Source organism: Quyinboa mangrovi, from assembly GCF_042219825.1.
Taxonomy (GTDB): Bacteria; Bacteroidota; Bacteroidia; order Bacteroidales; family UBA5342; genus JBHJHP01.
On record NZ_JBHJHQ010000002.1, the window covers coordinates 177,519 to 188,658 of the forward strand.

The 11,140-nt window shown below is 40.4% G+C and carries 14 protein-coding genes; 13 read left to right on the forward strand and 1 reads right to left on the reverse strand.

Annotated features, from left to right (window positions below; all coding sequences use genetic code 11):
• Positions 1-3 precede the first annotated feature (3 nt).
• The 13 genes from ACE1ET_RS04010 to ACE1ET_RS04070 all read left to right on the forward strand — a co-directional run bounded on the left by ACE1ET_RS04010 (position 4) and on the right by ACE1ET_RS04070 (position 10,278).
• On the forward strand, positions 4-1,422 hold the full coding sequence (locus tag ACE1ET_RS04010) for an MATE family efflux transporter (protein ID WP_375727074.1): 1,419 nt from the start codon (positions 4-6) through the stop codon (positions 1,420-1,422).
• 336 nt (positions 1,423-1,758) lie between these two features.
• Entirely contained in the window at positions 1,759-2,847 is a 1,089-nt protein-coding gene (locus tag ACE1ET_RS04015) for a Gfo/Idh/MocA family protein (RefSeq protein WP_375727075.1), read from the forward strand.
• 19 nt (positions 2,848-2,866) lie between these two features.
• The gene (locus ACE1ET_RS04020) at positions 2,867-3,523 is read left to right on the forward strand and encodes an SDR family oxidoreductase (protein ID WP_375727076.1); all 657 of its coding nucleotides are present in this window, start codon (positions 2,867-2,869) and stop codon (positions 3,521-3,523) included.
• 206 nt (positions 3,524-3,729) lie between these two features.
• Positions 3,730-4,410 carry a cyclophilin-like fold protein gene (locus tag ACE1ET_RS04025; protein ID WP_375727077.1) on the forward strand — a complete coding sequence of 227 codons (681 nt, stop codon included), beginning with the start codon at positions 3,730-3,732 and terminating at the stop codon, positions 4,408-4,410.
• 39 nt (positions 4,411-4,449) lie between these two features.
• The gene (locus ACE1ET_RS04030; RefSeq protein WP_375727078.1) at positions 4,450-4,941 is read left to right on the forward strand and encodes a cupin domain-containing protein; all 492 of its coding nucleotides are present in this window, start codon (positions 4,450-4,452) and stop codon (positions 4,939-4,941) included.
• Positions 4,942-4,949: 8 nt separating this feature from the next.
• Entirely contained in the window at positions 4,950-5,522 is a 573-nt protein-coding gene (locus tag ACE1ET_RS04035) for a DapH/DapD/GlmU-related protein (RefSeq protein WP_375727079.1), read from the forward strand.
• An 11-nt stretch (positions 5,523-5,533) separates the two neighbouring features.
• Entirely contained in the window at positions 5,534-6,298 is a 765-nt protein-coding gene (locus ACE1ET_RS04040; protein ID WP_375727080.1) for an SDR family NAD(P)-dependent oxidoreductase, read from the forward strand.
• 15 nt (positions 6,299-6,313) lie between these two features.
• The gene (locus tag ACE1ET_RS04045) at positions 6,314-7,525 is read left to right on the forward strand and encodes an NAD(P)-dependent alcohol dehydrogenase (protein ID WP_375727081.1); all 1,212 of its coding nucleotides are present in this window, start codon (positions 6,314-6,316) and stop codon (positions 7,523-7,525) included.
• Between the two features lie 55 nt (positions 7,526-7,580).
• Entirely contained in the window at positions 7,581-8,447 is an 867-nt protein-coding gene (locus ACE1ET_RS04050; RefSeq protein WP_375727082.1) for an aldo/keto reductase, read from the forward strand.
• A 9-nt stretch (positions 8,448-8,456) separates the two neighbouring features.
• Positions 8,457-9,245, forward strand: a complete 789-nt coding sequence (locus ACE1ET_RS04055; RefSeq protein WP_375727083.1) for a carboxymuconolactone decarboxylase family protein — start codon at positions 8,457-8,459, stop codon at positions 9,243-9,245.
• On the forward strand, positions 9,238-9,639 hold the full coding sequence (locus ACE1ET_RS04060) for a cupin domain-containing protein (RefSeq protein WP_375727084.1): 402 nt from the start codon (positions 9,238-9,240) through the stop codon (positions 9,637-9,639). Before ACE1ET_RS04055 ends, ACE1ET_RS04060 begins: the two co-directional genes overlap by 8 nt.
• A gap of 27 nt (positions 9,640-9,666) precedes the next feature.
• Positions 9,667-9,894 (forward strand): tautomerase family protein, encoded by a 228-nt coding sequence (locus ACE1ET_RS04065; protein WP_375727085.1) that lies wholly within the window; start codon positions 9,667-9,669, stop codon positions 9,892-9,894.
• A gap of 12 nt (positions 9,895-9,906) precedes the next feature.
• Positions 9,907-10,278, forward strand: a complete 372-nt coding sequence (locus ACE1ET_RS04070; RefSeq protein ID WP_375727086.1) for a DUF2255 family protein — start codon at positions 9,907-9,909, stop codon at positions 10,276-10,278.
• A 21-nt stretch (positions 10,279-10,299) separates the two neighbouring features.
• On the opposite strand, the gene ACE1ET_RS04075 is transcribed toward ACE1ET_RS04070, so the two are convergent.
• On the reverse strand, positions 10,300-10,698 hold the full coding sequence (locus ACE1ET_RS04075; protein WP_375727087.1) for a pyridoxamine 5'-phosphate oxidase family protein: 399 nt from the start codon (positions 10,696-10,698) through the stop codon (positions 10,300-10,302).
• Between the last annotated feature and the right edge of the window lie 442 nt (positions 10,699-11,140).

Consider the following 11,140-nt stretch of genomic DNA (forward strand, 5'->3'; position numbering starts at 1 on the left):
TTTTTGAAAAGAAGTAGTTATTTATTGTCGCTTTTACAGAACAAGGAGCACTTATCATTCAGGCAACAACTGCAGTTAACCGTACTTTTGAGTATTCCTGCAATTATCGCGCAATTTTCATCCATTGCCATGCAGTATATTGATGCATCGATGGTTGGCAGTTTAGGTGCACATGCTTCGGCATCTATAGGACTTGTGGTTTCATCCACCTGGTTATTTTGGGGAATATGTACCACTGTGGCTGCGGGATTTTCGGTTCAGGTAGCGCATCGCATTGGAGCAAATGACCGTAAAGGGGCGAGAGCCATACTCAGACAAGCCATAATAAGTACGTTATTGTTTAGTTTGGTATTGGTAGCTATTGGTGCTGTGGTTGCGCCCCGATTGCCTTATTGGTTGGGAGGTGATAATTCGATTGCTGCTGATGCGTCAAAATACTTTTTAATATTTATTTTATCATTACCTGCACTTCAATTAAATTTTCTTGCCAGTGGTATGTTGCGAAGTAGTGGGAATATGCATATCCCAAGTGCTTTGAATGTTATAATGACAATACTGGACGTTATTTTTAATTTTTTTCTGATTTTCCCATCCAGAGAATTACACGTTCTGGGCTTCAGTTTGCATGTCCCGGGTGCGAACCTGGGAGTCGTCGGTGCTGCCCTTGGTACGGCCATTGCCTATTTTGTTACTGCAGTTTTATTGTTGTCATATCTGATTACGAAAGATAAAAATTTACGTTTAACTAAAGAAAAAGGAAGCTTCCGGCCTCAGAAAAATATATTAAAAAAAGCACTGAAAATAAGTTTTCCAATGACCCTGGAGCATACCGTTATTATGGGAGCACAAATATTATCTACGGTTATTGTGGCGCCATTAGGAGTGGCTTCAATTGCAGCCAATTCCTTTGCCATTACAGCAGAAGGATTGTGCTATATGCCAGGGTATGGAATTGCAGAAGCTGCTACTACCTTGGTGGGCCAAAGTTTTGGTGCCCAGCGCAAACATTTGGCAAAACGTTTTGCATACATCACCGTTTTTCTGGGAATGCTGGTCATGTCAGTGATGGGTGCCATCATGTATTTTGCTGCTCCTTTAATAATGCGTTTTATGACCCCGGATGCCGAAATAATATCGCTGGGAGTGATGGCGTTGCGGATAGAAGCATTTGCTGAGCCGATGTTTGCCGCTTCAATTGTAGCATATGGTGTATTTGTAGGAGCAGGAGATACGCTTGTCCCAAGCATTATGAATTTCTCCAGCATTTGGGCTATACGTTTGGTCCTGGCTGCGATCTTAGCTCCGGTAATGGGTTTACGTGGTGTATGGATTGCCATGTGCATTGAACTGTGTTTTCGAGGTGCAATATTTTTATTTCGATTATTCAAAAGTAAATGGTTGAATGAAATGCCGGTTACATGACCTGAATAAAGTACAATACTTAAATCTCGGCCTATTATCTTAGCTTATTTAAGCTTCCGTTGATTTTGAAAAAGTATAATTTCCATTTCTGTAATTATGGTAAGGATACCTGTAATGCAGGTAATATACTTTAAGGTATTTTATCCAATCTTTGTATTGTAAGTTTCTAAATTTGATAGAAGTATTACGCACCCATTTATTCTACAGCCAAATTAAAGATGCAGACCAGCATCATAGTTTTAATTTTTGGCTATCCTCATTTGCCCGTTTTAAAAAGCTAAAGGCTTAATATATAGGTCTTTTATAAAATATTAAACACTAAAACAAAATAGGTTTATGGAAAAAAAACGTATAAAAATTGGTTTTATAGGATTGAATCCAGACAGTCATTGGGCTGCAACAGCTCACATTCCGGCCCTGAAATCTTTAACAGACGTTTTTGAAGTCATCGGTGTTGCCAACAGTACACCGGAGAGTTCGAAAGCAACAGCAGATGCACTGGGCTTAGCTCATGCATTTGAAAATGCTGATGCACTTATTGCATCGCCCGAAGTGGATTTAGTAGTAGTTACTGTGAAGGTTCCTCACCATTTTGAACTGGTGAGGGCTGCATTGGAAGCCGGCAAACATGTGTACTGCGAACACCCTCTTGGTAATGGGTTGGAAGAGTCCAGGCAATTGGCAGAATTAGCAGAAAGTAAAGGCGTAGTCGCGGTTGTTGGAACGCAAATGGTAAATGCACCCGAAGTACTTTATTTGAAAAAGCTGATTGAAGACGGATATGTTGGTAAAGTATTATCAACCACTTTAATTGGTTCAGGAGGCAACTGGGGTGATATGGCAACCACGGATTCCTATTATCTGTTTGATAAAGCGAACGGTGCTGATATGCTTAACATTCCTTTAGGTCATACTCTGGCCGGATTAACAAGCGTGCTAGGCGATTTTGAAACATTAAAAGCGCAGATGTTCAATAACTTTCCACAGGTTAAGCTTACAGATACCGGCGAACTGAAACCAAAAACAGCTGAAGATCAGATTTTAATCGCAGGGAAACTTAAAAGTGGAGCAGCAGTATCTGTGCATTACCGTGGAGGTATGTCAAAAGGCACCAATCTTCTGTGGGAAATTAATGGAACAGATGGCGATATTCAGGTTTCAGGAGCCAACGGTCATGGACAAATGATACAACTTGAAATAAAAGGCGCAAAAGGAGAGGATGAGGAACTGAAACCATTGACTCCTCCATCTGATATGTACGATGATCTGCCGGACAATTCCATTGCAAGAAATGTAGCTTGTATCTATAAGCTTCTGGCCGGAGATATCCGGAATAATACCCGTAATGCACCAACTTTTAAAAGTGCCGCGAAACTGCATGAATTGTTGCATGCTGTTGTGAAATCTTCAGAACAAAATGACTAAATAATAAAACCAAATAATCATGAATGTATTAATTATTGGCGCTCATGGGAAAATAGGTAAACTGGTGGCGCAGAAAATGAAAGAATCAGATAATTTTTCTCCCACTGCCTTTATCAGAAAGGAAGAACAAAAACCATTCTTTGATGAACTGGGAATTTCGGTAAAAGTTGGAAGCCTTGAGAACAGTATTGACGAAATAGCTGAAGCAATGACCGGTACGGATGCCGTTGTGTTTACTGCTGGTTCAGGTGGAAAAACAGGCTATGATAAAACACTGGAGGTCGATCTGGATGGCGCTGTAAAAAGTATGCTTGCTGCTGAGCAGTCCGGAGTTAAACGCTACGTGATGGTCAGTGCTTACCTGGCCGATGATCGTTCAAAATGGGAACAGTCCGGCATTAAGCCCTATTATATTGCCAAACATTTTGCCGATAAGGAATTGCAACAATCATTGCTGGATTATACCATTATTCGGCCCGTAAGGCTTACTGATGAAGATGGTATTGGAAAAGTGACCGTAACCCCGGGGTCGGCGAATCTTCAGAAAACGGTACCGCGGGAAGATGTGGCTACCACCATTCTGGAAGTATTAAAGCATCAGGAAACCATGGGTAAGGTAATGGCCCTGAGTACGGGTGATATTCCTGTTGAAGAAGCAATTTTATCAGTTGAATAGCAGCGGTAAAGGTTTCATATGAGACCTGTTATGCCTTTATAATTCAGCGATTAGTGCCGAAACTGTTATTTTCTGAGACCGATGGCAGTTGATTCCGTAATCGGGGTAAGAGGCTCTGTAATTTTGGTAATGTTTAGTAGTCTTTTCTCCTCACCTTTGTAACATGAAATTATGGATAAGTCATAAAAACATTATAAACGAAAACAATGAGATCATTAAGGACCTTCTTTTTAACGGTGGTTTTTTGTTTAACAGCAACCGGAATTTTAGCTCAGCAAACGATGATGAAACTAACTGTCAATAATACATCCGAGCTTACGGCAACTTTAGTGGATAATTCTTCAACAGCTGCTTTAATTGAGTTGTTAAAGGATAAGCCGTTGACCATAGAAATGCATGACTACGGCAGCATGGAAAAAGTAGGTTCAATTGGAACAAGCTTACCAAGAAATGATGAACAGATTACAACAGAACCGGGAGATATTATTCTATACCAGGGAAGTGCACTGGTCATTTATTATGCACCAAATTCATGGAACTTTACCCGGCTTGGAAAAATTAACAACATAACTCAGCAGGAATTAAAAGCTGTGTTGGGTGAAGGAGATGTATCAGTTAAACTGGAACTTGCTGATACGGCAACCAGTATTAAACATAAGGATGAAAACGAGGACCTTTTTCAGGTTTATCTGGATCAGGAAGAGAATTACCTGAACGTATCAGGGCGTTTTGACCGAATATCGTTGCTCGATATTAATGGTAAAAGCATCATGACATCGCAGGATAATACAGTAAATATAAATCATGTTCCTTCTGGAATTTACTTTGTGAAAATTGAAACGGGACAAAATGGAACTGTCGTAAAAAAGATACAGAAACGTTCATAGTCCGGATCTGATGTTAAACTGAAAAATAATAAAACGATTATGAGATACTTAAATACAATTTTAAAAACAACTGTTCTGACCTTTGTGGTGATCCTTGCATCCTGTACCAACAGTCAGAATAAGGATGCCAAAACAGAAGTTGAACATGTTTTTGAAAAGGGGCAGCTGGCACCTGCAAAGTTTTTTACAGGTAATGCTTACGTTAAAGGATTGGTGGATAATGATTCGGTGTTTACCACTGCAGGTGGAGAAGTATATTTTGAACCCGGAGCCAGAAGTAACTGGCATATGCATCCAGCCGGTCAGATTTTGATTGTAACAGCCGGTATTGGCTATCATCAGATTAAAGGGCAACCCATTGAAGTTATTCATAAAGGGGATGTAGTGAAATGTCCCCCAAATGTCGATCACTGGCATGGTGCATCAAAAGATGCCAGCATGAGCCATATCTATCTTGTTCCAAATACAGAGAAGGGTATCGTGGAATGGAAGGACGCAGTGACAGATGAGGAATATGCACAAATTGATTAAAAAGCGAAATGAGTCAGAATGTTTTTGAGCGTCTGCAGTCAGGTGAGATAGTTGCTTTCAGCGATCCTCAGTATAACCAGATTGGCGAATCAGGCTTGTGGACATCCGAATTATTAATTCAGTATAATGCTACGTTTGAACCGGATAAAATGCGCCGGATCTGGGGTGAAATGTCGGGTGAACCTTTGGATCCTACAACGTATATTCAGAAACCGGTTTTCGTTAATCATGCCGAGTTTGTGCGTGTGGGTAAAAACATTTACATCAATCATGCGTGTACCATGCTTGCCCTTGGTAAAATTATCATAGAAGATGATGTGTTGATCGGGCCAAAGGTAAATCTTCTCTCGGAGGGACATCCCGTTGATCCGGCTAAAAGAAAGGCACTGGAAGTGAAGCCTGTTGTTATTAAACGCAATGCATGGATCGGTGCTGCTGCCACTATTTTGCCCGGTGTCACGGTAGGAGAAAATTCAATTGTTGCGGCAGGGGCTGTTGTTAATAAGGATGTGCCTGATAATGTGATTGTTGGAGGAATACCGGCAAAAGTTATTAAATATATTTCGGAGGAAAACGGATAAAAACAGGTATTATGTCACGGATATTTATAACGGGATCATCAGACGGACTTGGATTACTTACAGCTCAAAAGCTTATTAAAGAAGGCCATCGCGTTGTGCTTCATGCACGAAACGACAAAAGAGCAGAGGATGCCGGAAACCTGGTCCCCGATGCGGAGGCCGTACTAACCGGTGACTTGTCAGTTATAGGTGAAACCAAAGAGCTGGCACAAAATGTGAATGCGTTGGGCAGTTTTGATGCCATTATTCACAATGCAGGAATATTACATGTTGCAGCGAACGCTAAAAGCAGGGATGGCATTCCGCTTTTATTTGCAGTCAATAGTCTTGCCCCATATATCCTTACTGCACTAATTAATCGTCCTGAGCGCCTGATATACCTCAGCTCCGGCTTGCATCGTAGTGGTACCGTTACTGAGGATCGTTTGGAGTCGATAGTAGATGGAACCAATTTTCCAGGCTACTCTGATACCAAACTCCATGATTTAATGCTGGCACTGGCGCTGGCACGGAAATATCCGGATATGATTGTTAATGCGGTCGATCCGGGTTGGGTGCCAACCAAAATGGGTGGAAATGGGGCGACTGACGATCTCGATAAGGGTTATGAGACACAGGCCTGGCTGGCTGTTTCTCAGGATTCGGATGCCTTAAAAAGTGGCAGATTACTGTATCATAAAAAAGAGGAAAGATTTAAACCCGAAGCTGCCGATGAAGTTTTACAGGAAAAGCTGCTGTCAGTATGTGAAAAGATAACCCATATTCCGTTTAAATAATTTATAAAAGAGACTATGAACGAAAAAATGAACGAAAAAAAGAGCGATAAGAAGGCTGGACAATCCAGGAGGGAATTCATCCAGAAGTCTGCCATAGCCGGAATCGGTGCCGGTGTTATTTTCAGCAATCCGCTGAGTGTTTTTGGACAAGGTAATGAATCAGTGCAACAGAATATTAAATCGAAAGGTTATGCAGCTTTCGATGCATCCGGAAAATTAAAACCCTGGACGTTTGAACGCCGTCCGCTTGGAGACAATGATATTCTGATTGATATTAAATATGCCAGTATCTGTCATTCAGATATTCATCAGATGAAAGGACATTGGGGGCAACAACAATATCCTCAGATTCCCGGGCATGAGATCGCAGGTATTGTAACTGCTGTGGGTAAAAATGTCAGCAAGTTTAAAGTGGGTGACAGGGCCGGTGTAGGTTGTATGGTTGACAGCTGCATGGAGTGTGATAGTTGCGAGCATGGAGAAGAGCATTATTGTGAAAATGGCAAAACGCTTTTTACTTACGGATACCCGGATAAAAAATCACCAACAGGCATAACCCAGGGTGGTTACTCTACCAATATTGTTGTGAGGGATCATTTTGCCGTTCATATTCCTGATCATATTAGTCTTCAGGAAGCAGCCCCGCTTTTGTGTGCGGGAATCACCACATATTCTCCTCTGATGAAAGAAGATTTTAAAATAGGCGATAAGGTGGGAGTTGCGGGAATTGGAGGATTAGGTCATTTGGCTGTTAAGCTTGCGGTTTCAAAAGGCGCAGAAGTTTATGCATTTACAACTACCCCTGATAAAGTGGATGATATTAAATCATGGGGAGCTAAAGAGGTTATTGTAGTTGATGAAGCGTTTAAAAACATGCAGCCTTATACTAAACAACTGGATTATATGATATGTACAATTCCATACCAGTTTAATGCTGCACCTTACGTGGCTTGTGTAAAGCCTTATGGTAACTTCACATATGTGGGTATGCCTGAGGGCTTTCAGATAAATCTTAGCAATATTGCTCTGGCATCTACACGGGTTAATTTTAATGCCTCGCTGATTGGAGGAATGCCGGAAACGCAGGAGGTGGTTCACTATTGTGCCGATAATGGCGTTAAGCCCGAAATTAAAATAATTTCTGCGGAACAGATAAACGAAGCCTGGGATAAGGTTGTTAATAAAGAAGCGCGTTATCGGTATGTTATTGATGCAGCAACATTTTAATAAGATAAATATTGATGATTGAAATTAAAAGAACAAAACTAATAAAGGAGATATTATGATTTTACAGGAAAATTACACTCTGTCTAACGGAGTTGAGATTCCCAAACTGGGTTTGGGTACATGGTTCATTAGTGATGATGATGTGGTAAAAGCAGTAAAAGAGGCTGTTGGAATGGGATACAGGCATATCGATACCGCTCAGGCGTATCAGAATGAAAGAGGCGTAGGCGAAGGAATCAGAACCTGTGGACTGAAACGTGAAGAGATTTTTGTAACCACCAAGCTGGCTGCTGAAGTTAAATCTTATGACGACGCTGTAGCTTCCATTGACGGGTCGCTTAAAACACTGGGGTTGGATTACATTGATATGATGATTATTCACAGTCCGAAACCATGGATGGAGTTTCATGAAGATGATCATTATGAGGAAGGAAACAGGGAGGCATGGAAAGCATTGGAAGAAGTTTATAAAGCCGGAAAAATTCGCGCCATTGGTGTGTCAAACTTTCAAAAGGCTGATATTGAAAACATTCTTCAGTCGTGCACAGTAAAACCAATGGTGAACCAGATTCTGACACACATCACTAATACACCCACAGAACTGATAGACTTTTGTAAGGAGAACGACATTCTTGTGGAAGCTTACTCACCGGTTGCCCATGGAGAATTAATGAAGAACAGAGAGGTGAAAAACATGTCGGAAAAATATGGTGTCTCTATACCTCAGTTATCCATTCGCTATTGTCTGGAGCTTGGTTTGCTGCCATTACCCAAAACAGCGAATCCGGGTCATATGAAAAACAATGCGGATGTAGATTTCGCGATTTCGGCAGAGGATATGGAAGTTCTGAAAAATATGGAACAGATTAAGGACTATGGCGATGCCAGTATGTTTCCTGTTTATGGAGGAAAATTGAAATAAAAACAGACTATGGACAGGGTAGAATTAAGTAAGAAGAAGTTTGAAGAGCTCTTTGGTAGACATTCAGGCCCGCTTGAGGAAACAGATCCGGACCTTCAGGAAATGTTGAATCGCTTTATTTTTGGTGAGGTTTTTTATCATGGCGATTTATCAGATAAGATGAGGGAATTGATTACACTGGTAGTGTTAACAACCAATCAAACATTGGAGCAATTACATGCACATGTTTTTGCTGCCTTAAACATTGGTGTGTCACCGGTTGAAATTAAAGAAGCAATCTATCAGTGTGGTCCATATTTAGGCTTTCCAAAAACGTTAAACGCTATACAGAAGGTAAATGAAGTATTCAAAGCTGCAAAGATTACACTTCCCGTTGAAAGCCAGAAAAGAGTAACGGAAGAAACCCGTTTCGATGAAGGCTTAAATGTACAAAAGGACATTTTCGGTGATATTATCGATAAAATGCACGAGAATGCACCTGAAAATCAGAAACACATTCAGAATTATTTGTCTGCATTTTGTTTTGGCGATGTGTACACCAGAGGCACCCTGGATTTGAAAACACGTGAATTATTAACCTTATGTATTTTAAGTGCGCTGGGAGGTTGTGAAAGCCAGGTAAAATCTCACGTGTATGGGAACCTGAGTGTTGGGAATAATAAAAACACCATGCTTGAAGCAATTACGCAATGTTTGCCCTACATGGGGTTTCCAAGAACATTGAATGCGATAAGCTGTATAAATGAGGCAATACTGGAAAATAAACAGTCAAATAAAAGGAGAATAAAAAATGAGTGATTTCAAACAACCATTTCCATTAGGCATAAAAAATGATGCCTATGCAGAATACTTTATAGGCCAGAGTTATATAGCGTTATTAACAAAAGAGGGTGTTTTTTCTGCCAATATTACATTTGAGCCGGGATGTCGCAATAATTGGCACATTCATCATAAAGGAGGACAAATACTTCTCTGCACGGCTGGAGAAGGTTGGTACCAGGAAAAAGGAAAACCGGCACAAAAATTAAAAGCCGGTGATGTAGTAAATATTCCACCTGAAGTAAATCACTGGCATGGAGCTGCAAAAGATAGTTGGTTTGCACATATTGCCATTTCGGTTCCTGCCGAAGATGCTTCAAACGAGTGGTTGGAACCTGTTACTGACGAAGAGTACGACAAGCTGGAAGATTAACGTGACTAATCCAAATTTGTAAAAGTTATGCCACACTTTCATATAAGGTTACTGGAAGGTAAAACAGAGGAGCAGAAACAAAAACTGGCTAAGGAAGTCGTTAAGGCTGCTCAGAAGGTCATTGGGTATGGCGATGAGTCATACTCGGTGTCCATTGAAGATTTCACTTTTGATGAATGGAGAAAAGACATTTATCCGAATGAGATTATAGGGAAAAAGGAGATGCTCTATAAAGAGCCGGGTTATGAAATGTAAAAAATACTGAAGATGACAACAGGATTATCAAAAGAAGAGATAGCTCAGATAGCTGAAAAGGATGATTTTCATATCGCACCGTTCCGGGACGATGGGAAAACCTATGGCACACCAACCTGGATATGGTCGGTTTCGGTAGATGATAAGCTTTATGTCAGGGCATACAATGGAACCAGATCCAAATGGTATGGTTCAGCCATGAAACAAAAAGCCGGAAAAATTGAGGCGGCCGGTTTGGTAAAAGACGTACATTTTGAAGCTGTTTCAGGAGTAGATATAAATAAACAGATTGATGACGCTTACCGACGGAAATACAGCGAAAGCCCTTACCTGAATTCAATGATCAGCGAAAGGGCTAAAGCTGCTACGGTCAGGGTATACTGACCGTAATATCATTTTTAAAATTTATCCGATGACTTTGCCTGCCATTGGGCCCGGTTTTAAGCTGTGAATTTCATCGATATGGATGAGAATTACAGCTTTTGGTTTTGGCATCCCTGCTTTCAAAGACATTTCTGCAGATTTATCGTAAATATCGCCACTGGTCAACACTTCCGGAGTGCCTATAAATCTGTAACCATCAATGATCTCTCGGTTCACTACTGCTACAGCTACTTTAGAACCGTCCAGTATATTCTGATAGGTTTTTCCTCCTGTACCTTCCGTGAAAATTAACGTTTCATCGTTAAAAACCCGGGTTGATCTTTTGGGCGCATTATTTGGCATCCCATCTTTACTAACGGTAGCGTGAAAGCATTGCTGAGACCCTATCATCTCCTTCATTTCAGGTGTAAGCTGTGACATAATTAAAATTCCTCCTAATTCTTTTTATTTTCTTAAAATATTCTACTAAAATAGCATTTATATTGACACGTTTTTTTTACATATGATAAAAAATTACCTTGCACGACGCCACTTTGAATTCTGAATTTCATTGACAGGTTGTTGGAAATTAGCATAAGAAACAACGGATTAAAGGATTAAATACCCAGTTCTTCAATTTTATAAACACAGCGATTTCCTCCATCAATTACAAAGATTCCCAGATCTGTAGAGCTAATGAATCAAATGTTTCTTGATGCGGATATTCATTTTGGGCCGGCGCCTTTGTACCACGGAGGCATACCTGGAGTGATGAAAAAGGTAAAAAATATAATTTTTCTTCTGTTATAGGTATTCGAAGTAATCCGATTTAATTATTTTCCTTTAGTAAATTAATAAGGAAATCCTTATCAAAATGCGAGTG